Raw genomic sequence first — 23,331 nt, 5'->3', positions numbered from 1 at the left:
GAGCCGCTGGCCTGCGGCGCATGCAGGGAGCGCGGAGCCTGCGCAGCGGCAACCGTGGCGACGGGCACTGCCGGCTTCTTTGCCTCCGACACGGCTTCGCCTTCAATCTCGATACGCGCGATGGCGCTTTCGACGGGAACCATCTGGTCGCTGGCGACGAGCCATTCGACCAGGATACCATCCTGAAGGGCTGGCACCTCGACGGTGGTCTTGTCGCTCTCGACCTCGAGCAGCGTTTCGCCGCGCTTGAAGACATCGCCCGGCTTCTTGATGATGAGCCCGATGCGACCTTCTTCCATGGTCTCCCCCAAACGAGGGAGCGGCATCTCGATTACGCGGCCCATGACGGGGCGATCCTCTTGACAAGCCACAGGCCGGTTTCTGCGATGAGCTGTGACGAGGGCACGGCGCCGCGTTCGAGCGCGGGAGACACAGGTATCGGAATATCCTCGCCCGCAATACGCACCACCGGTTCTTCCAGCCATTCGAAGCAACGCTCCGAGATGCGGGCGGAGAGTTCGGCGGCAAAGCCAGAGGTCAGCACGGCTTCGGTTACCACCATGGCGCGGCCGGTCTTCCTTACCGATGCGAAGAAGGTTTCGTCATCGAGCGGGTTCAACGTGCGGATGTCGACGACCTCGGCGGAGATGCCCTCCTGCTCCAGGATCTCGGCGGCAGCGAGTGCTTCGAAAACCATCTTGGAATAGGTGACGATTGTAACGTCGGAGCCTTCGCGGCGGACGACGGACTTGCCCCATTCGCCATCGGGTTTTCCGGCGTCCATCTCGCCCTTCCGCACATAAAGGCTCTTGTGCTCGATGAAGATCACCGGGTCCGGGCATTTCAGTGCCATGCGAAGCAGGTGATAGGCATCGTTCACGGTCGCAGGCATCACCACGCGGAGCCCCGGCACATGGGTGAACCAGGCTTCGAGCGACTGCGAATGCTGGGCAGCGCCCGAGCGCCCTGTGCCGCCCTGCGTGCGCAGAACCATAGGCACGCCGATCTGTCCGCCGAACATGTAGCGGCTCTTCGCCGCCTGGTTTGCGACCTGGTCCATGGTGAGGCCGGCGAAGTCCACATACATGAGTTCGGCAACGGGGCGAGATCCCGTCATCGCGGCACCCACCGCAGCACCAATGATGCCGGGTTCGGCAATCGGCGTATCGACCACGCGGTTCTCACCAAACATGTCGAGCAAGCCCTTGGTGACGCCATAGGCGCCGCCATAACGGCCCACTTCCTCGCCCATCACGAAAATGGACGGGTCGTCATTCATCGCGTCGATGAGTGCCTGGCGGAGCGCATCGCGATAGGTGGTCTCGATCTTAGACATCAGCGCGATTCCCCCAGGATCATCGACAGGTGCTGGCGGAGCGGGCGCGGACGCGGCTCGCCGTCCGCATAGACATCGCGGAACATCGAGTCCTGATCCGGGGACTGCGCCGCAATCGCATGCTCGACGGCGGCATTCATCTCCTTCGTCACACTGTCGTCAAGCGCATCAAGGTTGGCAGCGTCAACAATCTTGCGGTCAACGAGTTTCCCTCGGGCGTTGGCGAGAGCATCGCGTTTGCGGCCTTCGAGTTCCTCCGCCTCGTCGCGATAGGGGCTCTTGTCCAGACGTGCGTGGCCGAAGAAGCGGTAGCACGTCATGGCGATGAAGCCCGGCTTGCCGTTCCGTGCACCATTGAAGATGCGCTCGGACGCTTCATGTACTTCTTCCACATCGCCGCCATCGACGGACACACCATTGAGGCCAAATGCAATGGCGCGTTCATGCAGGTTGGTGTTGGCGGCGGCGCGGTCGATGCGCGTTCCCATGCCATACTGATTGTTGATGCAGCAGAACACGACAGGAAGCTTCCAGAGTGCTGCCATGTTCATAGCCTCATAGAGCACGCCCTGCTGTGAAGCGCCGTCACCGAAGAATGCGACGGACACATTCTTCAGCCCGCGATTGCGATACGACATGCCGGCACCTACCACGTGCGGAATTCCACCGCCAACGATGGCATTGGCTCCCAACGCCCCAAGTCCCATGTCCGCAATGTGCATCGACCCGCCTTTGCCCGAACAATAGCCGTCGGACTTGCCGGCGATCTCGCTCATCATGCGGTTTGGATCGGCACCGCGCGCGATGAAGATGCCGTGGCCGCGATGGTGCGTGGTGAAGCTGTCACCCTGCTCCATGGCCTGGCAGACACCGGCGATGGCTTCCTCACCGATCGACATGTGCAGCATGGAGCCGGCCGTCTGGCCTCGCACGAAGAGTTCGTTGACCCGCTCCTCGAAGGTGCGGATGCGGCGCATGGTGCGATAGAGATCGAGGAGAAGTTTGTTACTGCCTATTGTCATGTTTTCCGCCAGACCATTGCGGCGTGCCATTTCGCAGGATCGGGGCTGGCGCGCAAGTGGCAAGCCCACATGGCTACCCGACGCAGGAGGACGACCAAGGGCGAGGTACAACTGGCACCCGTATCTGCGAGCGTCGGCCCCCCAGCTCAGGCCGCCAGCAACTCCGCAGGTGGTGTCTTGGCACCGGTCATGAAGGCCACCGCGTCCGACATGGTGAAATCCTTGGGGTCGATGACGCAGAGACGCCTGCCCAACCGGTGAATGTGAATCCGGTCGGCCACCTCGAAAACATGAGGCATGTTATGAGAGATGAGGACGATCGGCAGGCCGCGCCTCTTCACGTCGAGGATGAGTTCGAGCACGCGGCGAGATTCCTTGACGCCCAAAGCCGCCGTTGGTTCGTCCATGATGATGACCTTCGACCCGAAGGCGGCGGCACGTGCAACCGCGACGCCCTGGCGCTGTCCGCCAGACAGCGTTTCAACTGCCTGACTGATGTTCTGGATAGTCATCAGCCCGAGTTCGGTCAACTTCTCGCGGGCGCGCTTTTCCATTGCCGAACGATCCAGCATGCGGAAGATGGAGCCCAGCGCGCCGGGCTTCAACACCTCGCGGCCGAGAAACATGTTATCCGAGATCGACAGCGCCGGAGACAGCGCGAGATTCTGGTACACCGTTTCGATCCCGGCATTCCGGGCATCCATCGGTGACCTGAAGTGGAGCGTCTTGCCCTCGAGCTTGATTTCGCCCTCGTCGGGAGTGACGGCACCGCAGATCGCCTTGATGAGGGTCGACTTGCCGGCACCGTTATCTCCGATGACAGCCTGAATTTCGCCCGGGTAGAGGTCGAAATCGGCATTGTCGAGAGCCGTGACGCGGCCATAGCGCTTGACAAGTCCGCGTGCGGTGAGGATGGGTTCCTTTGCCATTAGCCTGCTACCTTTCTGATCCACTGGTCGACGGCGACGGCGGCGATGATGAGAACGCCGATCAAGAGATAGGTCCATTGCGGGTCGGCGCCATAGAGGCGAAGCCCCAGCGAGAACACGCCGACGATCAAGGCGCCGAAGATCATGCCGAGGATCGAGCCACGGCCGCCGAAGAGCGAGATGCCGCCGATCACCACGGCAGTAACCGATTCGATGTTGGCGAATTCACCTGCGGTGGGGGATACCGAACCGATGCGCCCGATCAGAACCCAGCCAGCTATGCCGCAGATGAGGCCGGACAGCGTATAGGTGGTGAGCAGCATCTTCTTCACCGGCACGCCGGCCAAGTCGGCGGCATCCGGGTCATCGCCTACGGCATAAAGTCTCCGTCCCCAAGCGGTGTAGTTCAGTACGTACCAGAGATAGAGAACCAGCAGTACCATGAAGATGACGCCAAGCGTGAAGACCGCGCCACCCATCTTGATCTGCGTTCCAAAGAACTGCAGCAGCGGCGCCTGGGATTCGATGTCCTGCGTACGGATGGTTTCGTTTGCGGAATAGAGATACTTGGTGGCGTTGAAAATCTGCCAGGTGCCGAGGGTGACAATGAAGGGCGGAAGCTTCATGTAGGCGACGAGCCAGCCATTGATAAATCCGCAGAGGGTGCCGCACAAGAGGCCGGAAACAATCGCAACAGGCACCGGAAGGCCGTAGCGGAAGGTGAACTGTCCCATGACCACGGAGGACAGCACCATCATGGCGCCCACGGAAAGATCGATGCCGGCTGTGAGGATGACCAGGGTCTGTGCCGCGCCGACGATGCCGACGATGGCGACCTGCTGGATGATGAGGGTGAGCGTAAAGGCATTGAAGAACTTGCCGCCCACGAGCACGCCGAAGATGGCGACAGAGAGAATGAGGACGATCAGTGGCACCGCCGCCTGATTGCCGTGCAGCAGGTGCTGCGCTTTCTTCAGGAGGGACTTGTGTTCATCGAATGACGCGACCAACTTGTCGCTCGCGTCGAGAACCTTCTCGAATTCCTGGGCCTGCGCCATTCCCCATCTCCCTCAACGGCGAATTTTCCGCCTTGTTGCTTTTGTTCTGGAATGGGCGGCCACAGCGGGCCGCCCATCCCGTGTCGTTCAATGATTGACCGAAAGAGTCAGGGGATCAACCCCAGCACTTCTCCAGGCCTTCCTTGGTGGTGATCGAGGGAACGCCTTCCACCGGGTTGTCGGTGATGAGGGCAACGCCCGTATCGAAGAAGTTCTTGCCTTCGGTGACGCCGGGCTTCTCGCCGGTGTCGGCGAACTTCTTGATGGCTTCGACGCCCATCGACGCCATGAGCAGCGGATACTGCTGCGAGGTGCCGCCGATGATGCCGGAAGCCACATCCTTCACGCCGGGGCAGCCGCCGTCGACTGACATGATCAGAACCTGACCTTCCTTGCCCACGGCCTTCAGCGCTTCATAGGCGCCTGCTGCTGCGGGTTCGTTGATCGTGTGGATCACGTTGATGTCCGGATTGATCTGGAGAAGGTTCTCCATGGCCTTGCGGCCGCCTTCCGGATTGCCGTTGGTGTAGTCATGGCCGACAATGCGCGGATCATCTTCGTCGCCGATGACGTTCGGGTCCTTCACGTCGATGCCGAAGCCCTTCATGAAGCCCTGGTCGCGGAGCACGTCGACCGTGACCTGCGCCGGGTTGATGTCGAGGAAGCCGATCTTGGCGTCCTTTGCTGCGTCGCCCATCTTGGCCTTCGCGTAGGCGCCGATGAGGAAACCAGCCTGGAAGTTATCGGTCGCCATCGTCTGGTCGGCGGCGTCGATCGGGTCAAGCGGCGTGTCGAGGGCAATCACGAGAATGCCGGCATCGCGGGCCATCTTGATGACCGGCACGATGGCCTTGGAGTTCGACGGGGTGATAAGGATGCCCTTGGCGCCATCGGCGATGCAGGTTTCAACGGCGGCGACCTGGCCTTCGTTGTCGCCATCGTCCTTGCCGGCATAGGCCTTGAGTTCAACACCGAGCTCGGCGGCCTTGGCCTGAGCGCCTTCCTTCATCTTCACGAAGAAGGGGTTGGTTTCAGTCTTGGTGATGAGGCAGGCGCCGATGCCGGCGGCCTGGGCCTGAGATGCGGAAAACATGGCAACGGCAGCTGCGCCAAGAAGGGCGGCTTTAAGTACTGATTTCACGTGGATCCTCCCATGGAAACGTGGCCCCCTTGCAGGGGTTATGCTGAGTTCAATTTGCTTTTACGGGTGCGTTCTTGGCTGCGTGCCTTGTCCACACTCGAAGTGACTTCAACGCAAAATGCCGAACCTGTCAATAAGTAAATCCGAGTGATTTATTGTTGACAGCCATGCCAAGTGCTGGAAATCTGTGCACGGGACCGTCGGAGAAGAGTCTGCCGTGACATGGGAATGGGCTAGCAGCGGCAAGGGGGGCGATCGCGACCCTTCGCTGTCGCGCGGCACAACACAGTCCGGGGTGAGGCTCTATAACGAGCGGCTGGTGCTCTCCCTGATCCGGCTGCATGGCCAGCTGCCCAAAGCCGAGATGGCGAGGCTCACAGGGCTGTCTGCTCAAACTGTGTCCGTTATCGTGCGACAGCTCGAAGCCGATGGGTTGCTCAAGAGGCGGACCCCGCAGCGCGGCAAGGTGGGACAGCCGCTGGTTCCCTTCGAGCTCGATCCCGAAGGCGCCTTCACCATCGGGCTGAAAGTCGGCCGCCGGTCGGGCGATCTGATGCTGATGGACCTCGCAGGCAATGTGCGGCGCACCATTCACAAGCCCTACATGTTTCCGTCTCCCGCGGAACTGCTCGATTTCGTGAGGTCGGGCGTGGAAGAGCTGACTTCAGAGCTTTCGGTACGGCAGCGGTCGAGGATTTCGGGGCTCGGCATCGCTGCCCCCTTCGAGCTGTGGAAATGGGAGGACGAAGTCGGCGCCCCCCGCGACATCCTGATGGCCTGGAAGGACTACGATCTCGCGGCCGAGATCGGACGGCTGTTCGAATGGCCCGTCCTGTTCTGCAACGATGCCTCGGCGGCCTGCGCGGCCGAACTGCTTTTCGGGCAAGGCCGGGACATCCGCGATTTCGCCTATTTCTACATGGGTTACTTCATCGGGGGCGGCATCGTTCTCAACGGCAGCCTGTTTCTCGGCACCAATGGCAATGCCGGTGCCCTTGGCTCCTTCCCCGTCACCTCGGTCACGGGAAAATCGGAAGAGCTGATCCGCACGGCATCGTTCTATGTGCTTGAGCGCGAGATTCGCCGTCGCGGCGGCGATGCGGAAGCCCTTTGGCGAGACCCCACGGACTGGAGCGGCTTCGGGGATGTAATGGACGAATGGGTGGAGACTGCGGCTCGCGGCATTGCAACGGCGGCGGCCGGCGTGATGGCGGTGATCGACTGCTCGGCTGTCGTGATCGACGGTGCAATGCCCATCGATCTGAGGTCGCGTCTGACCAGGGCTGTACGCAGCGCGCTCGATGAGGTCAATTTGCAGGGCATATCGAGCTTTGCCGTGCGGGAAGGCTCCGTCGGGGCCGATGCCCGCGCCATGGGGGCGGCCAGCCTTCCGCTCTTCGACAATTTCATCATCAACCGCAATCTGCTTTTCAAGGAACAAAACTGATGCTCAAGGGACTGGACCCGCTGCTGAGCCCCGATCTGCTGAGGGTGCTGCGTACCATGGGTCATGGCGACGAGATCGCCATCGTCGACGGGAACTACCCCGCCGAGACGGATGCGAAGCGGCTTGTGCGGCTCGACGGGCACGGCGCACCGCGCATTCTCGATGCTATCCTGTCGGTGATGCCGGTCGATGACATGGTGCCGGAAGCTGTGTGGCGTCCGGCGGCCTATCTGGACCCCAAGCGCATGGAGCCTGTTTTCGAAGACTTCACCGCAGTCTTGCTGAAGCACGAGCCGAAGCAAAAGATCGTGCCGCTGACCGGTGCCGACTTCTACAACAAGGTAAAAGGCTGCTTCGCCATCGTGGCGTCGAGCGAGCCGCGCCTCTACGGCAATATCGTCGTCAAGAAGGGCGTGATCTATCCGTAGATAACACCTTACCTGTTCCTGAACTCAGGCTTGCGCTTCTCGATGAAGGCCTTCATGCCTTCCTTCTGGTCTTCGGTGGCGAACATCGACAGGAACAGCCGGCGTTCGAAGCGCACACCTTCGGAGAGCGATGTCTCCTCGGCGCGATTCACGGTTTCCTTTGCCATCATCACGATGGGCCTTGAATAGGTCGCGATCTTCTCCGCCGCTGCCAGCGCTTCATCGAGAAGCTTGTCTGGCGCCACCACGCGCGCGACCAGGCCGGAGCGCTCTGCTTCTGCGGCATCCATCATGCGGCCCGTCAGGATCATGTCCATGGCCTTGGCCTTGCCGAGAAGGCGTGGCAGGCGCTGGGTTCCGCCCGCACCCGGCATGATGCCTAGCGTGACTTCCGGAAGACCAAATTTCGCCGTGTCAGATGCAATGATGAAATCGCACATCATGGCCAGTTCACAGCCACCACCGAGGCAGAAGCCTGACACTGCCGCGATGACGGGCTTTCTCGCTTCCGACAGCTTCGACCAGCCTTCGAGGAACTTTCCGACATAGACATCAACGTAAGTCTTCTCCGCCATCTCCTTGACATCGGCGCCTGCCGCGAATGCTTTCTCGCTACCTGTGATGACCGTGCAGCCGATGGCGGGATCAGTTTCAAAGCCGACAAGTGCCTCGTTCAGTTCCTCGATGAGCTTCTGGTTCAGCGCGTTGAGGGCCTTCGGCCGGTTGAGGATGACCAGGCCCACTTGGCCCCGGGTTTCCACGATGATGTTCTCGTAAGCCATGTTCCGTCCTACTTCTGGCAATGGCGGCAATAAAAGGTCGAACGGCCGGACTGCACAAGCCTTTCGATGGGCGCCCCGCATGTTGTGCAGGGCTCACCCTCGCGGTCGTAGACGAGGAAGCGCTGCTGGAACGCTCCCGATGCGCCATCGGTGTGGGCGAAGTCCTGCAGCGTGGAGCCGCCTGCCAAGATGGCTTCCGACAAGATCTCACGGATATGGCGGATCAAGGCATCGAGGCGCGGGTCGTGTCCCTTCCTGCGCGCTAGGGTTCCGCTTTTGCGCTTCGGAGACAGGCCTGCGCGGTGCAGCGCCTCGCAGACGTAGATGTTGCCCAGGCCCGCGATGATCTGCTGGTCAAGGAGAGCTGCCTTGAGTGGCGCCGCCTTGCCGCGGAATCTCTCAGCCAGATAATCGCCATGCAATTCATTGCCGAGCGGCTCGACACCGATGGCATGGAGAAGCTTGTGCGCCGGAGCCTCCGCCTCGGGAAACAGGTCCATGATGCCGAAGCGGCGGGGGTCGGTATAGACAACACGAGTGCCGTCATCGAGAGTGAACACGACATGGTCATGCGTTCCATCGCCGCCTTCACCAGCTGCTGTCTCGAAATAGAACTCGCCGAGATTCTGGCGGCCGGCCGGCGAGAAGACCGTGAAACGGCCCGTCATGCCGAGGTGGACGAGCAGCACGTCATCCGAATCCAATGACACAAGAATGTATTTGGCGCGCCGGTTGAGGTTGCCGATCCGCCGGCCGGTGAGCCGTTCGGCAAAACCGTCTGGAAAGGGAAAGCGCAGGCCGCTGCGTCTCAAAGAGACCTCTTCGATACGCCGGCCCTCAAGGACCGGCTTCAGGCCCCGCATGACGGTTTCGACTTCTGGAAGCTCTGGCATGGACCCGTCTTAGACCTTCTTCCGTCAGGACTGGCAAGAGCGCCCGCGAAGGGCTTTTCAGGCGGTGCATTTGGGGGCATAAGCGGCGCGGCTTTCCCTGGGGGTTCCGATGTCCAAGTTCGTTCCGCGCGTTTTTTCCGGCATGCAGCCGACAGGCAACCTGCATCTCGGCAATTATCTGGGCGCGATGCTGAACTGGATTCACATGCAGGATACGCACGAGTGCATTTATTGCGTGGTCGACATGCATGCCATCACCATGTGGCAGGAGCCGAAGGACCTGCGGCGCGCCATCGTGGACGTGACCGCCGCCTATCTCGCCTGCGGGCTCGACCCGAAGAAGAGCATCATCTTCAACCAGTCCCAGGTGGCGGAACACGCGGAACTTGCGTGGATTCTCGGCTGCGTCGGCCGTATCGGCTGGCTGAACCGCATGACGCAGTTCAAGGACAAGGCCGGAAAGGACAAGGAGGCGGCATCCGTTGGCCTCTACACTTATCCCGTGCTCATGGCCGCCGACATCCTCGGCTATCATGCGACCCACGTTCCTGTGGGCGAGGACCAGAAGCAGCATCTGGAACTCGCACGTGACATCGCCAACAAGTTCAACATCGATTATGCCGATGCGATCAGGGAAGCGGGCTTCGAGGACGGCATGTTCTTCGTGCCGCCCGAGCCTTATATCACCGGCGCGGCAACACGCGTGATGAGCCTGCGCGACGGCACCAAGAAGATGTCGAAGTCCGATCCCTCCGACCTGTCACGCCTCAACCTCACCGACGATGCCGACACCATCGCCAAGAAGATCCGCAAGGCCAAGACCGATCCCGAACCGCTGCCCAGCGAAAAGGAAGGCCTCAAGGGCCGTCCCGAAGCCGACAATCTGACCTGTATATATGCGGCTCTGTCGGGCGAGGCGGTGGAGAAGGTTCTGGCGCAATATGGCGGCGGGCAGTTCTCGGTGTTCAAGAACGCGCTGGCCGATCTGGCGGTCGCCAAGCTCGGCCCCGTGGGTGACGAGACCAAGCGCCTGCAGGGTGACCGCGCCTATGTCGAAAGCGTCCTGAAGGATGGTTCGGAACGAGCTCGCGCCATCGCTGGGCCGATCGTCCGGAAAGCCCGGGAGATTGTGGGTTTCATCGTCAGTTAGCGCCCCGACAGCTTTCAGGGCGCTCACCGAGGCCGGGCCGGGTCATGCAAGCCCGGTTCCCGGAGGTCCTCAATACCCAGTTTGAAATTGTTCTAAACTGGCCTATATAAATCCCGACCAGAGGAATCGGACATGTTCATCCAGACGGAAGCCACACCCAATCCCGCGACACTCAAGTTCCTGCCCGGAAAGCCGGTTCTTCCCGGCGGAACGCGTGATTATCGCGATGCCGAGGCGGCGGCTGAATCGCCTTTGGCGCAGAAACTGTTCTCCGTGAGCGGCGTTTCGGCGGTCTTCCTCGGGCAGGACTTCATCACCGTGACGAAATCCGCCGCTGAATGGCAGCACCTCAAGCCCTCGATCCTCGGGCTGATCATGGACCATTACCTGTCCGGTGAGCCTGTTGTGCTGGGCAGCAACCCCGAGGCCGACGTCGCTTCGGGGGACGAGTTCTTTGATGAAGGCGACGAGGAGATTGTCTCCACCATCAAGCAGCTACTGGACACGCGGGTGCGCCCTGCCGTTGCCCAGGACGGCGGCGACATCACGTTTCATGGCTTCAAGGAAGGCGTGGTCTTCCTGAATATGAAGGGGTCCTGCGCAGGCTGCCCGAGTTCGACTGCGACGTTGAAGCACGGGATCGAGAATCTCTTGCGCCACTTCGTGCCAGAGGTAAGCGAAGTCCGCGCCGTTTGACGGGAGAGGCCTTGGCGGCCTATCACGCCCGCCCATGAAAATCCTCGCCTTCGATACCGCGATGGCCGCCTGCTCTGCCGCCGTCATCGATACGGATCTTGCGCATCCGTTGGCGCAAGTATTCGTGCTGATGGAACGCGGTCATGCCGAAGCGCTGGCCCCCATGGTCGTGCAAGTGATGAAGGATGCAGGGCTGGCGTTTTCTCAACTGGACCGGATTGCGGTAACGACCGGGCCCGGAACCTTCACCGGTGTGAGGATCGGACTGGCGCTGGCACGCGGAATTGGCCTTGCCCGCAACATTCCTGTTATTGGTGTCGACACGCTGCAATCTATCGCCGCAAACGATGGTTCCGGATTTCCGCTTCTCGTCGCCGCGGATGCGCGCAATGGCGAAGTCTATGCAGCGCGCTTCGACCCAGGGCGCAAGGTGATCTTGCCGCCTCATGTCGTGGCAGCGGCGGCCGCTGCCGATCATCTTCCCGCGGGCACGCTTTTGATTGGAACGGCTGCAGGAGCCGTCATCGCTGGGAGCGGGCGGAGCGACCTTGCCTTGTCCGGCGGAGGCGATCTCCCGGTCGCAGCCCGCATCGCCCATCTCGCCGCAACCGCAACAGCCGGGCAAATGCCCTCACCGCTCTACCTCCGCGCACCTGATGCGAAGTCGCAAGCCGCACCGCTCCGCAAACTCGGCACTCTGACATTTCAACGAGCATCGGCCCCCGCAGCGGGGCTGCTCTCCGAAATTCATGGCGAAACCTTCGAGGACGGTTGGACGGCACAGGCCTTCGATGGCCTGTTGCAAACACCGGGTGCCCTGGCGACGATCGCGCTGGACCATGACGAGCCCGTCGGGTTTGTCCTCACGCGCTCGGCTGCGGACGAGGCGGAGATCCTCGCCATCGGCACAAGGCCATTTGCCCAGCGCCGCGGCGTTGGACGGCAGATGCTCGATCATCAGCTTGCCGAGCTGAGGCGCCACGGTATCCATCATGTCTTCCTCGAGGTGGCCGAAAGCAACGCCGCCGCACGCGGGCTTTATGGCGCACTCGGTTTCAAGGAGGCGGGACGGCGCAAGGGCTATTACAAGCGGGCTTCAGGCGTTGCCGAGGATGCCTACATCATGCGCCGGGAACTGACACCTTGAGCAGGCTGCGGCCTGCTCTTCTGCTTGCCGCCTTCGCGGGGTTCACCCTGCCGCTCATGCCGTTGCAGCAGATCTTCGTATGGGCATGGCCGCGCATGGCCAGGCATTTCCCCATGTACTACCATCGCCTCGTCTGCCGCATTCTCGGCATCAGGCTCAAGATCATCGGCAAGCCGCCCGAATCCGGGCCCCTGCTTATCGCCAGCAACCATGTGAGCTGGCTCGACATCATGGTGCTGAGCGCGGTCGCTCCCCTGTCCTTCGTGGCCAAGAGGGAGGTCAACACGTGGCCTTTCTTCGGCAGCCTCGCCCGGCTGCAGCGGACGGTTTTTGTGGACAGGGATCGCCGTCACGCGACGGGCAACTCGCGGGACGAAATGCAGGAGCGGCTGAAACAGGGCGACATTCTCGTTCTCTTTCCGGAAGGAACGTCGAACAACGGCGTCGAGGTTCTTCCCTTCAAGAGCTCGTTCTTCGGGGCTGCGGCCTTCGAGGGCGTGCTCGTCCAGCCCGTATCGCTCGCCTATGCCGGCCACCGGAACCTGCCCATGAACCGCAGGCTGATGCCCTTCTATGCCTGGTATGGTGACATGGATCTTGCGCCCCATCTCTGGGAGGCGCTCGGCACTGGCCCCATCGAGGTGACGGTCGTCTGCCACCCGCCGCTTTCGCTCAGCGGAGAAATGAACCGCAAGGCCCTGGCCCGCCACGCGGAGGATCAGGTGAGGCGGGGCGTGGCGCTGGCGCTTCACGATCCCGGCAAAATCGGATAGAGGGCTCTCCCATGGAAAACGCCCCGAAGAAGGTCTTCGTCAAGACCTATGGCTGCCAGATGAATGTCTATGACAGCGAGCGCATGCGCGATGTGCTGGCTCCCCTGGGCTATTCCGAGACGGGAACGCCGGAAGATGCCGATCTCGTCATCCTCAACACCTGCCACATCCGCGAAAGGGCTGCGGAGAAGGTCTATTCCGAACTCGGCAAGATCCGGCGGATGAAACGCGACCGTGCCGCGCAGGGACAAGAGATGCTCATCGCCGTTGCGGGATGCGTGGCACAGGCAGAGGGCGAGGAAATCGTCAGGCGGGCACCCGCCGTGGACCTCGTCTTCGGGCCGCAGACCTACCATCGCCTGCCGGACCTGCTGGCGCGCAAGAAGGCCGGTGGAAAGGCCGTTGTCGAAACCGAATTCCCGGCAGAAGACAAGTTCGGCGGCCTTGAAGCCCGAACCCTTCCCGGCCGCAACGTTGCCGCCTTCCTCACCGTGCAGGAGGGTTGCGACAAGTTCTGTACCTTCTGCGTGGTGCCCTATACGCGCGGCGCCGAATTCTCCCGGCCGGTCGAACAGGTGCTGGCTGAAGCCCGCAAGATGGCGGCGCAAGGCGTGAGGGAGTTCACGCTGCTGGGCCAGAATGTGAATGCCTACCATGGGGCGGGTTCAGGGGGCGCGGCGGTCTCGCTGGCCGGGCTTGTTGCCGAACTGTCACGGATCGAGGGTATCGAAAGACTTCGATACATGACGAGTCATCCGCGCGACATGTCCGACGACCTCATCGCCGCCCACAGGGATAACCCGAAGCTGATGCCATTCCTGCATCTGCCCGTGCAATCTGGCAGCGACTCAATACTGAAAGCGATGAACCGCGGCCATACCGCCGAGCACTACCTCAAGCTGGTCGACAAGATAAAGGCAGCCCGGCCCGACATGGCATTGTCGGGCGATTTCATCGTCGGCTTTCCCGGTGAGACCGACAGGGATTTCCGCGACACGCTCTCGATTGTCCGGGAGGTCGGCTATGCGAGTGCTTATTCCTTCAAGTATTCGCCCCGCCCAGGCACACCTGCCGCAGAACACGAAATCCAGATCCCCGACGCCGAAAAGACCGCTCGGTTGCATGAGCTGCAGGCCCTGATTCACGCACAACAGGCTGCCTTCAATGGCGCAATGCTGGGCCAGACCGTTCCCGTTCTCCTCGAAAAGCCCGGCCGCGAAGAGGGGCAGCTCGTGGGGCGGTCGCCCTACCTGCAATCGGTCCATATCCAGGCCGACAAGATACTTATCGGCCAGATCGTGGATACCCATATAACAGGGGTTGGAACGAACAGCCTTTCGGGTCATTATGACCATGCAGCCTAAACGTGGAGAATCAATTCCTTGAATCCGCCCGTCACTGCGGCCCAGATCGGAAGCCCCAAGAGCGGTTCCCGGCCTGAAGACTCGGATATCCTCACCCTTTCATTCGATGACAACCGCCTGTTGTCGCTGCTCTGCGGGGAGCATGACGAAAACCTCGCCATCATCGAACACCGGCTGAGCGTCGACATCACTCCACGCGGTAACAGGCTTGCCCTGCGCGGCACCGATTCCGGGCGGAACGCGGCCCGGGACGTGTTGATGTCGCTCTACAACCGTGCGCGACGGGGACTCGATGTCACCAAGGGTGAAGTGGAGGGCGCGATCCGCATGCGGGAAGCAGAGGAAACCAATGTTCCCGGAGGCGCCATTCGCACCCGGCGCAAGCTGGTGATGCCGCGCACACCCACGCAAGGCACCTACATCGAAGCGATCCGGAAGCATGAACTCGTGTTCGGCATCGGGCCTGCGGGCACCGGCAAGACCTATCTCGCCGTAGCCTGCGCGGCGGAAGCCCTCATGAACGGAAAGGTTGACCGCATCGTACTCTCGCGGCCCGCCGTTGAAGCGGGCGAACGCCTCGGCTTTCTGCCGGGTGACATGAAGGAGAAGGTCGATCCCTATCTCCGCCCGCTTTACGATGCGCTCTACGACATGATGCCGGCGAGCCTCGTCGCCAAGGGCATAGCCGAGAACCAGATCGAGATCGCGCCGCTCGCCTTCATGCGCGGGCGCACGCTGTCGTCGGCGTTCATCATTCTAGACGAGGCCCAGAACACCACGCCGCAGCAGATGAAGATGTTTCTCACCCGTCTGGGTGAGGGAAGCCGCATGGTAGTGACGGGCGATCCGACCCAGATCGACCTGCCCCCAGGTGCCAGTTCCGGCCTGTCGGAAGCGGTATCGATCCTGAGCGATGTATCGGGGGTGGCTTCCGTTGCCTTCAAGAATGCCGACATTGTCCGGCATGCCTTGGTGGGACGGATCGTGGCGGCCTATGACAAGAAAGCCCCGAAGCCGAAGCGATGAACCTGTCGATCGATGTCGAGGATGAGGCATGGTCGGCTCTGCCTGACCTGGAACATCTTTCACGCGCCGCTGTCGCTGCGGGCCTGACAGGCGCCGGGGCGAAAGCGGAAGGCATCGAGGTGGCTCTTCTGTTCACCGATGATAAGGCGATTGCCGAAATCAATGCGGAATGGCGCGGTAAAGACGCGCCCACCAACGTGCTTTCCTTTCCTGCACCTGCTGACATCCCCATTCCTGCCGGCGAAACCCGGCCTCTGGGCGATGTCGTGCTCGCCTATGGCGTCGTTGCAAGAGAAGCAGCCGATCAGGGCAAAACGTTGCGTGACCATACCACACATCTTATTCTCCATGGCGTGCTCCATCTGCTGGGCTATGATCACGAAGACGACGAGGAAGCCGAGGAGATGGAGCGGCTTGAAGCCGGCATCCTGAAAGGACTGGGTATTTCCAACCCCTATGAGCGACAGTGACAACAAAAGTGGCGTAGCCTCCACAGAGGGGCGCCGCGATAGTCTGTGGCGGCGCATCCGGAGCCGTTTCGGCCGCAACCGTGAAATCGGCTTGCGAGAGAGCTTGGAAGGCGCAATCGAAAGCCACGAAGCGCAGAACCCTGGCGAACTGGTTCGCGAAGAAGCCAAGTCGATGATGCTGAACATTATCGAGTTCTCCGGCCTCCGCGTCGACGATGTGATGGTGCCGCGAGTCGATATCGTGGCCATCGACGAAACCGACTCGATGCGCGAACTTCTGGAGAAGTTCATCGACGCCAACCACTCCCGTGTTCCAGTCTATCGCGAGACGCTCGACGGCATCATTGGCATGATCCACGTGAAGGACTTCATGCGCTGGATGACGGCACGTGGGGCGAAAAGACGGAAGACCATCAAGACGGAGAAGCCTTCGTCGCCAGCGGGTCTCACCATTCCTGCATCGGAACTTTCTACGGCCGTCAAGCAGTCTGGGCTCAATCGAGAGGTGCTGTTCGTGCCACCTTCGATGCCGGCGACCGATCTTCTGGTTCGCATGCAGGCGAGCCATACGCATCTCGCCATCGTCATCGACGAATATGGTGGTACCGAGGGCCTTGTCTCGATCGAGGATCTGGTCGAGGTCATTGTCGGCGACATCTCCGACGAACATGACACCGACGAGAGCCTTGACATCAAGCCCGTCGAAGACAAGCTCTATACCGCGGACGGGCGCGCTGATATTTCGTCCCTTGAGGAATTGCTCGGTATCGATCTGCTTTCCGATGAGGAAGAAGAAGAGGCGGACACTCTGGCTGGGCTCGTCTTCAAGATCGCAGGCCGTGTGCCGACGCGAGGAGAAATCATACGTCACGGGAGCGGACTCGAGTTCGAAATCCTCGATTCCGATCCCCGGCGCGTGAAGCGCCTGAGGATCAACGCCCGCAATGTGAGCCCACCAGATAGCGAGGCTGCGGCTGACAAGGCATCGGGCTAATCTTGTTTGTTCCTCAAATGTTCTTGACGGATAAAAATCGCTGCAGTAGCGTCAAGTTCACCTTCAAGGGGCTTGGCAATGACATCTCGCGCTGCAACGATCGCATTTCAGGGCATCGACGCCGTGCCGGTCGACGTTCAGGCCCAGTTCCTCTCAGGCATGGTCCAATTCAACGTCGTTGGATTGGGAGACAAGGCGGTCGCCGAAAGCCGGGAGCGCGTGAGGGCGGCGCTCCATGCCATCGGGCTGGCACTTCCTGGTAAGCGGCTGATCGTCAACCTCTCTCCGGCCGACCTTCCCAAGGAAGGGAGCCATTTCGACCTGCCAATCAGTCTGGCGGTGTTATCCGCTCTGGGTATCATACCGCCTGACTTCCTGTCGCGTTATGTGGTGATGGGTGAATTGGCTCTCGATGGCGCCATCATGGGGGTCTCTGGCGTCTTGCCGGCGGCAATTGCCGCCAATGGACGCGACATGGGACTAATCTGTCCCAGGTCATCCGGCCCGGAGGCGGCCTGGGCCAGCGAGGATGTCGATATCCTTGCACCTGAAAATCTCATTCAGCTCATCAATCATGTGAAGGGCACGCAGGTCCTGTCACGCCCGAAGCCCTCTGTAGCCAAGGAGACGGATGAACTTCCCGATCTCCGCGATATCAAGGGACAGGAGGCCGGAAAGCGCGCGCTTGAGGTCGTCGCGGCCGGAGGGCATCACTTTCTGATGGTCGGACCGCCAGGTGCCGGAAAGTCGATGCTGGCGCAGCGGCTGCCGTCGATCCTGCCACCGATGGATTCGCGCGAGATGCTCGAAGTGAGCATGGTTGCCTCGCTGGCGGGCGAACTGGCGGGCGGGCAGCTCTCGCGGCGGCGTCCGTTCCGGGCTCCGCATCACTCAGCCAGCATGCCAGCTCTGGTGGGAGGAGGCCTCCGAGCCAAACCAGGCGAGATGGCGCTGGCACATCACGGCATACTGTTCCTTGACGAACTCCCGGAGTTTCAGCCTCGCGTGCTGGAGGCGCTTCGGCAGCCAATGGAGACGGGCGAGGCCGTTGTGGCCCGCGTGAACTATCATGTCACCTACCCTGCACGTTTCCAGATGGTGGCAGCGATGAATCCCTGCAAGTGCGGCATGGCGGGCGAGCCCGGCCATGTCTGCCGCACCGGTCCCCGATGCTCCGCCGATTATCAGGCGCGAATCTCTGGTCCGCTGCTGGACCGCATGGACATCCAGATCGAACTGCCAGCCGTCAAGGCCTCCGACCTGACGCTACCGCCGCCCAAGGAAGCCAGCAAGGACGTTGCAGCACGCGTGTTTGCAGCACGTCAGATTCAGCTTCAGCGCTTCGCCGCGCTCGGCAAGCCGAACCTGCGAACCAACGCACAGGCAGATGGTGCAATCCTCGAAGAGATCGCAACGCCCGAGGCGTCCGGACTGAAGCTGTTGCGGGAGGCGGCCGACGCCATGAACCTCTCGGCACGCGGTTATCACCGTGTCCTGAGGGTCGCGCGGACACTTGCAGATCTTGATGGACGCGCAGAGGTAGGGCGCATCCATATCGCAGAAGCACTCAGCTACCGGCGGAAACTCGCGGCCTTCCAGGTCGCTGCCTGACGGTAAGGCAAGTATCACAATTTACTGCTGATTTACCGTGATAGTGGAGTGTAAGGCTTTGGCAATGGCAGCGTGGCAAGGCTGTTTGCGATGTTACACATATCCCATGCCAACGAATCCGAAAGCCTGCCCACGACCTTGGGCGAGGAGGCTGCCGACAAGAACGACCTGAGCGAAGCGCTTCGGCATCTGGCACGTCCCGAGCTTGGTTATGGCGCCATCATATTCGGGGCATCTCTGGTAATGCTGCTCAGCGGTATCTGCGTGGCAGTTGCATTCTCGAGCAAGGCCACATCCTCACTCCTCGGGCTGACCATGGCGGGGTTAATCCTTTCCGTCGGTGTGACGGTTGGTGAATACTATTGGCGCCGGGGCACCAAGCGGCGCATGGCTGCGTTGGCCACCGCAGTGGCTGCCCTCCAGGAATCCCAGCTCAGGGCCGAGGCCTCGAGCCGGGCAAAGTCGCGCTTTCTTGCGACCACTAGCCACGAGATCCGGACACCCATGAACGGTGTCATTGGAATGATCGGACTCTTGATGGACACACCGCTGACGCCTGAGCAGCGCAACTATGCCAGAACCGCCGAGGCCTCAGCCCGCGCGCTGCTTTCCATTGTGGATGAGCTTCTCGACTGCTCGAAGTCAGAACGCGATGGCGTGACCGTGGCGGAGCAGCCCGTGGATCTACCAGCGCTGATCGAATCAGTGACTGAGCTTCTGGCGCCCCGCGCCCATGCAAAGGGTATCGAAATCTCGTGCTTTGTCTCCAAACAGCTGCCTTCGCAGATCACGAGCGATGAAAAGCGGTTGCGGCAGGTACTGTTCAACTTGTGCGGCAATGCCATCAAGTTTACGGCCAAGGGTGGAATATCGGTTTCCGTCGACGTCCACGGTCCGGAGCAGCTTCGCATCCTCGTAACAGACACCGGCATCGGCATGACCGAAGCCGAACAACTCAAGGTGTTCGAGGAATTCACACAAGCAAATGCCGACACCAAGCGCCTATTTGGCGGAACAGGACTGGGTCTGTCGATTTCAAGAAAACTGGTCAGGGCGATGGGGGGCGAGATCACGGTGACGTCCGCTCCTGGCGTGGGATCGGCGTTCGAAGTCCTGCTACCTTGCAGGGCAGTCGTGCCCCACGTCCCTTCTCAGCTTCTGAAAGGGCGCTCCTACATCATCGCCGCCAGCCGAACGATCACTGCAGAGCACATCTGCCACACCCTCGAGGAGCAGGGTGCCAGGGTCTCGTGGGTAGAAACCACGGAAGACATCCAGCAAATTCTTTCCGGGGCTGCGCCGGAACTGACAGGCGACATCATCTGTGACAGCGAACATGCCGAACTGCTGCGCACCTGGGCTGCAAACCCGGCACGGTTCTCACCGCCGCGGCAGATCTTCGTGCTCGTAAAATCCGAAGAAAGACGGCAATTCAGCGACCTCCTTGGACGCCCCTTCTCCGGATATCTTCTGAAGCCCTTCCGTCGGCAATCATTGCTGCGCCTGGTGACGCTCCGCGACGAAGGCGTGATTGCCGAGGCAGTGCAGGATCTTCGCGACATTGCAAATAAACAGGGACCGGCGGAACCTCTGGATGTACTTCTTGCCGAAGACAACCCCGTGAATGCTCTTCTTGCGCGCACCATGCTCGAAAGAGCAGGATGCCACGTCACCCATGCTATCAACGGTCAGATGGTTCTCGACTGCCTTGACGCTGGGCTGCGTCCTACGATGATCGTGATGGATGTCGAAATGCCAGTGCTCAACGGCCTTGAAGCGACGCGCCGAATTCGCCAGCGCGAAAAGTCGATGGGTGCTTCCCCGGTGCCCATTCTGGCGCTCACAGCAAATGCGCAGCGTGAAGACATAGCCGAATGCCTTGCGGCGGGGATGAACGGCCATCTCTCCAAGCCTTTCGACAGGCAAGATCTTGACGAAGCCATCACGAGGCTCGTGGCACGGCAACCCGCCGCCTGAATCGTCACAGAACTTTCATCTCCGTCGGGTCTGTGGCAAACACCCTGCAACGGAGTAACAAAAGCTGTCAGACGCGCCAGACATCCGTGCCGAACGCGGCAATCTGATCCTTCGCCAGGCAATGAATGCTGCCGAGATAGAAGCCTGTCAGAGGCTCAGGTACGAGGTTTTCTACGAGGAACTCAGTGCCAGGCCCGATGGCGACGCGCTGAAGACTGGACTGGACAGTGACCGCTTCGATTCGATCTGCGACCACCTCGTGGTCATACAAGCCGGAGGTCCGGAGAGACCCGGAGCCATCGGACTCGCAGACGGTGAACTGATCGGCACCTACCGGCTTTTGCGGCAGGAGGTGGCCGAGGCGCATGGCGGATTCTACACGCAAACCGAATTCGACATCGCACCGCTGATCGCCTCGCATCCCGATTTGCGATTCCTTGAGCTTGGGCGTTCCTGCGTGCTGAAACCATTCCGGACGAAGCCTGTGGTCGAGCTTCTCTGGCAAGGTATTTGGAATTACGTTCGAGCTTATGATCTTCACGTGATGCTGGGATGCGCCAGTCTCGAAGGTACTGATCCCGAACCACATGCGGCTGCACTGAGCTTTCTGGCTCACAACGCCGCAGCGCCTGCCAAGTGGTACGTCCGGGCTCTGCCCAACCGCCATGTCGAAATGAAGCGCATGCTTCCCCAGAACATCGACCAGCGGCAGGCGCTCCGGGAGTTGCCGCCGCTGATCAAGGGATATCTCCGTCTCGGCTGCCATATCGGCGATGGCGCCGTCATCGATCAGCAGTTCAATACGATCGATGTGCTGATCATCTTGCCCGTCTCATCGATCAACGCCCGCTACTTTGCGCATTTCGGTCAGCCTAACGATTGATGTCATAGGCCGCGATTGCGGCGAGGTTCAAAATCTCGGAGGCCGCCGCCGACATCGAGGCGATCTGTACAGGGCGATCAAGACCGGTCAACAACGGCCCGACGACCGTGACGCCGCCAAGCTGCTGCAACATCTTCGTCGAAATCGAAGCAGAGTGCGCAGCAGGCATCACGAGTACATTTGCCGGGCCGGTCAGACGGCAAAAGGGATAAAGCGCCATGGCCTCGCGCGACAGCGCGACATCGGCACCCATCTCGCCATCATACTCGAAGTCTACGTTGCGCCGGTCAAGGACGGAGACAGCGTTCCGCACGTACTCCGAGCGCTCGCCGCGCGGATAGCCGAAGGTGGAATACGACAGGAAGGCCACGCGCGGCTCATATCCGAATCGGCGCGCCACGCCTGCAGCCTCCTGGGCAATGTCGGCCAGTTCCTCGGCAGAGGGAAGCTCGTGAATGGACGTATCGGCGATGAACACCGTCCGCCCCCGGACGAGTGCCATGGACACGCCAATCGGGCGATGGCCCGGGCGGTCGTCGATGGCGCGGCGGACATTGTCGAGCGCCACGGAGAAGTTGCGGGTGAGGCCCGTCACCATGGCATCGGCGTCCCCCATCGCGACCATGCAGGCCGCGAATACATTGCGATCCTGATTGACCATGCGTTGGCAATCCCGCAGCAGGAAACCCCGCCTCTGCAGGCGCTCGTAGAGGAAGTTTGCATAATCGACATTGCGGTCCGAGAGGCGAGCGTTTGAAATTTCGACATTCTCGTGCAGCTCAAGGGCGCTTGTGGAGAGCGTCTTCTCGACTTCCGACTCACGGCCAATCAGAATTGCTCGGCCAAGGCCTGCACTTGCGAAGCTGTTGGCGGCGCGGATCATTCGGTCTTCCTCACCCTCGGCGAAGACCACGCGCTTCGGCGCCACGCGCACCTTGTCGAACACGCTCTGCAATGTACCGGCGATGGGATCGAGCCTTGCCGAAAGCGTGTGCGCGTATTCACCCAGATCAGCGATATGCTTTCGCGCGACACCGCTTTCCATGGCAGCACGTGCCACGGCTACTGGAATGGTCGAGATCAGGCGGGGGTCGAATGGCACGGGGATCAGATAATCGCGGCCGAAGCTTGGACGGGGGCCGTGATAGGCTGCCGCCACCTCGTCGGGCACGTCTTCGCGCGCGAGGCCGGCCAATGCCTGGGCGGCCGCAATCTTCATGTCGTCGTTGATGGTTCGCGCCCTCACATCCAGTGCGCCACGGAAGATGTAAGGGAAGCCCAGAACATTGTTGATCTGGTTCGCATAGTCCGAGCGGCCCGTGGCCATGATCGCATCGCTGCGAACCTTCAGCACGTCTTCGGGCAAGATTTCGGGGTCGGGATTGGCCATGGCGAAGATGATCGGGTCGGGTGCCATGCTCTTGACCATGGCGGGCGTCAGTGCGCCTGCGACCGAGAGGCCGAAGAATACATCTGCACCCTCAAGGGCATCTGCCAGCGAACGCGCCTTGGTCTCGACCGCATGCGCGGACTTCCACTGGTTCATGCCCTCGGTGCGGCCTTTGTAGACGACACCCTTCGAATCCGCGAGGATGACATTGGCATTGGGCACGCCGAGCGACTTGATGAGTTCGACGCAGGCTATTGCCGCGGCGCCCGCGCCATTGCACACGATCTTCGCCGTCTTCATATCGCGCTTCGTCAAGTGAAGCGCATTGATGAGCCCTGCTGTGGCGATGATGGCGGTGCCATGCTGGTCGTCGTGGAAGACCGGGATGTCGAGACGCTCGCGCAGCTCGCTCTCGATGATGAAGCATTCGGGAGACTTGATGTCCTCCAGATTGATGCCGCCGAACGTTGCGCCGATGGCGCGCACGCACTCGATGAACTTCGTTGGGTCCTTCTCGTCGACCTCGATGTCGATCGAATCGACGTCCGCAAAACGCTTGAAGAGGACCGACTTGCCTTCCATGACCGGCTTGGACGCCAGCGAGCCCAGGTCGCCAAGCCCCAGGATGGCGGTGCCGTTCGAGATGACGGCCACAAGGTTGCCCTTGGATGTATAGTCGTAGGCGGTGTCAGGGTCGGCCGCGATGGCCTTCACGGGCACCGCAACGCCCGGAGAATAGGCGAGGGCGAGATCGCGCTGGGTGGCCATCGGCTTGGTCGGGGTGATCGATATCTTGCCTGGCCGGGGATACCGG

At 61.1% G+C, this 23,331-nt stretch carries 22 protein-coding genes; 13 read left to right on the top strand and 9 right to left on the bottom strand.

Annotated elements, in window-relative coordinates; genetic code table 11:
* From ACEW8Q_RS15665 to ACEW8Q_RS15640, 6 genes are all read right to left on the bottom strand, one after another.
* The coding region (locus ACEW8Q_RS15665; protein WP_373504988.1) for a biotin/lipoyl-containing protein at positions 1-299 on the bottom strand (299 nt) is incomplete at its 3' end.
* A gap of 32 nt (positions 300-331) precedes the next feature.
* On the bottom strand, positions 332-1,336 hold the full coding sequence (locus ACEW8Q_RS15660; protein WP_373504987.1) for an alpha-ketoacid dehydrogenase subunit beta: 1,005 nt from the start codon (positions 1,334-1,336) through the stop codon (positions 332-334).
* On the bottom strand, positions 1,336-2,358 hold the full coding sequence (locus ACEW8Q_RS15655; protein WP_373504986.1) for a thiamine pyrophosphate-dependent dehydrogenase E1 component subunit alpha: 1,023 nt from the start codon (positions 2,356-2,358) through the stop codon (positions 1,336-1,338). Before ACEW8Q_RS15655 ends, ACEW8Q_RS15660 begins: the two co-directional genes overlap by 1 nt.
* A gap of 146 nt (positions 2,359-2,504) precedes the next feature.
* On the bottom strand, positions 2,505-3,287 hold the full coding sequence (locus ACEW8Q_RS15650) for an ATP-binding cassette domain-containing protein (RefSeq protein ID WP_373504985.1): 783 nt from the start codon (positions 3,285-3,287) through the stop codon (positions 2,505-2,507).
* Positions 3,287-4,345: an ABC transporter permease gene (locus tag ACEW8Q_RS15645; RefSeq protein WP_373504984.1), complete on the bottom strand. Its 1,059-nt coding sequence runs from the start codon at positions 4,343-4,345 to the stop codon at positions 3,287-3,289. The genes ACEW8Q_RS15650 and ACEW8Q_RS15645 overlap by 1 nt, the downstream gene beginning before the upstream one ends.
* 115 nt (positions 4,346-4,460) lie before the next feature.
* Entirely contained in the window at positions 4,461-5,438 is a 978-nt protein-coding gene (locus ACEW8Q_RS15640) for a sugar ABC transporter substrate-binding protein (RefSeq protein WP_373504989.1), read from the bottom strand.
* A gap of 265 nt (positions 5,439-5,703) precedes the next feature.
* On the opposite strand from ACEW8Q_RS15640, the gene ACEW8Q_RS15635 reads away from it, so the two are divergent.
* Together ACEW8Q_RS15635 and ACEW8Q_RS15630 are read left to right on the top strand one after the other, a co-directional pair.
* On the top strand, positions 5,704-6,933 hold the full coding sequence (locus tag ACEW8Q_RS15635; RefSeq protein ID WP_373504983.1) for an ROK family protein: 1,230 nt from the start codon (positions 5,704-5,706) through the stop codon (positions 6,931-6,933).
* Positions 6,933-7,361 carry an RbsD/FucU family protein gene (locus tag ACEW8Q_RS15630; protein WP_373504982.1) on the top strand — a complete coding sequence of 143 codons (429 nt, stop codon included), beginning with the start codon at positions 6,933-6,935 and terminating at the stop codon, positions 7,359-7,361. The genes ACEW8Q_RS15635 and ACEW8Q_RS15630 overlap by 1 nt, the downstream gene beginning before the upstream one ends.
* An 8-nt stretch (positions 7,362-7,369) precedes the next feature.
* Here ACEW8Q_RS15630 and ACEW8Q_RS15625 read toward each other — a convergent pair whose 3' ends face one another.
* Both ACEW8Q_RS15625 and mutM read right to left on the bottom strand, forming a co-directional pair.
* Positions 7,370-8,143: an enoyl-CoA hydratase gene (locus tag ACEW8Q_RS15625; RefSeq protein ID WP_373504981.1), complete on the bottom strand. Its 774-nt coding sequence runs from the start codon at positions 8,141-8,143 to the stop codon at positions 7,370-7,372.
* An 8-nt stretch (positions 8,144-8,151) separates the two neighbouring features.
* On the bottom strand, positions 8,152-9,036 hold the full coding sequence (gene mutM, locus ACEW8Q_RS15620) for a bifunctional DNA-formamidopyrimidine glycosylase/DNA-(apurinic or apyrimidinic site) lyase (protein WP_373504980.1): 885 nt from the start codon (positions 9,034-9,036) through the stop codon (positions 8,152-8,154).
* A 109-nt stretch (positions 9,037-9,145) separates the two neighbouring features.
* On the opposite strand from mutM, the gene trpS reads away from it, so the two are divergent.
* The 11 genes from trpS to ACEW8Q_RS15565 all read left to right on the top strand — a co-directional run bounded on the left by trpS (position 9,146) and on the right by ACEW8Q_RS15565 (position 21,127).
* Positions 9,146-10,186 carry a tryptophan--tRNA ligase gene (trpS, locus tag ACEW8Q_RS15615; RefSeq protein WP_373504979.1) on the top strand — a complete coding sequence of 347 codons (1,041 nt, stop codon included), beginning with the start codon at positions 9,146-9,148 and terminating at the stop codon, positions 10,184-10,186.
* Between the two features lie 132 nt (positions 10,187-10,318).
* A complete protein-coding gene (locus ACEW8Q_RS15610; protein WP_373504978.1) occupies positions 10,319-10,882 on the top strand; it encodes a NifU family protein in 564 nt (187 codons plus the stop codon).
* Positions 10,883-10,916: 34 nt separating this feature from the next.
* Positions 10,917-12,029, top strand: coding sequence for a tRNA (adenosine(37)-N6)-threonylcarbamoyltransferase complex dimerization subunit type 1 TsaB (tsaB, locus tag ACEW8Q_RS15605; RefSeq protein WP_373504977.1), 1,113 nt, complete (start codon positions 10,917-10,919; stop codon positions 12,027-12,029).
* Positions 12,026-12,802, top strand: coding sequence for a lysophospholipid acyltransferase family protein (locus ACEW8Q_RS15600; protein ID WP_373504976.1), 777 nt, complete (start codon positions 12,026-12,028; stop codon positions 12,800-12,802). Before tsaB ends, ACEW8Q_RS15600 begins: the two co-directional genes overlap by 4 nt.
* An 11-nt stretch (positions 12,803-12,813) precedes the next feature.
* The gene (miaB, locus tag ACEW8Q_RS15595; protein WP_373504975.1) at positions 12,814-14,166 is read left to right on the top strand and encodes a tRNA (N6-isopentenyl adenosine(37)-C2)-methylthiotransferase MiaB; all 1,353 of its coding nucleotides are present in this window, start codon (positions 12,814-12,816) and stop codon (positions 14,164-14,166) included.
* Positions 14,167-14,184: 18 nt separating this feature from the next.
* Entirely contained in the window at positions 14,185-15,192 is a 1,008-nt protein-coding gene (locus ACEW8Q_RS15590) for a PhoH family protein (RefSeq protein ID WP_373504974.1), read from the top strand.
* Positions 15,189-15,662, top strand: a complete 474-nt coding sequence (ybeY, locus tag ACEW8Q_RS15585; RefSeq protein WP_373504973.1) for an rRNA maturation RNase YbeY — start codon at positions 15,189-15,191, stop codon at positions 15,660-15,662. Before ACEW8Q_RS15590 ends, ybeY begins: the two co-directional genes overlap by 4 nt.
* 91 nt (positions 15,663-15,753) lie before the next feature.
* Complete coding sequence (locus tag ACEW8Q_RS15580) at positions 15,754-16,656, top strand: hemolysin family protein (RefSeq protein ID WP_373504972.1); 903 nt, start codon at positions 15,754-15,756, stop codon at positions 16,654-16,656.
* Positions 16,657-16,734: 78 nt separating this feature from the next.
* Positions 16,735-18,267: a YifB family Mg chelatase-like AAA ATPase gene (locus tag ACEW8Q_RS15575; protein WP_373504971.1), complete on the top strand. Its 1,533-nt coding sequence runs from the start codon at positions 16,735-16,737 to the stop codon at positions 18,265-18,267.
* A 90-nt stretch (positions 18,268-18,357) separates the two neighbouring features.
* On the top strand, positions 18,358-20,244 hold the full coding sequence (locus tag ACEW8Q_RS15570) for an ATP-binding protein (protein WP_373504970.1): 1,887 nt from the start codon (positions 18,358-18,360) through the stop codon (positions 20,242-20,244).
* A gap of 121 nt (positions 20,245-20,365) precedes the next feature.
* A complete protein-coding gene (locus tag ACEW8Q_RS15565) occupies positions 20,366-21,127 on the top strand; it encodes a GNAT family N-acetyltransferase (RefSeq protein WP_373504969.1) in 762 nt (253 codons plus the stop codon).
* On the opposite strand, the gene ACEW8Q_RS15560 is transcribed toward ACEW8Q_RS15565, so the two are convergent.
* Positions 21,117-23,331, bottom strand: a 2,215-nt coding sequence (locus ACEW8Q_RS15560) for an NADP-dependent malic enzyme (RefSeq protein WP_373504968.1), incomplete at its 5' end; no start/stop codon positions are given. The genes ACEW8Q_RS15565 and ACEW8Q_RS15560 overlap by 11 nt on opposite strands.

The sequence above is a fragment of the Aestuariivirga sp. genome, from assembly GCF_041738905.1.
Taxonomy (GTDB): Bacteria; Pseudomonadota; Alphaproteobacteria; order Rhizobiales; family Aestuariivirgaceae; genus Aestuariivirga.
The sequence above is the reverse complement of the archived record's forward strand: the minus strand, read 5'-3'. Positions and strand labels throughout refer to the sequence as shown.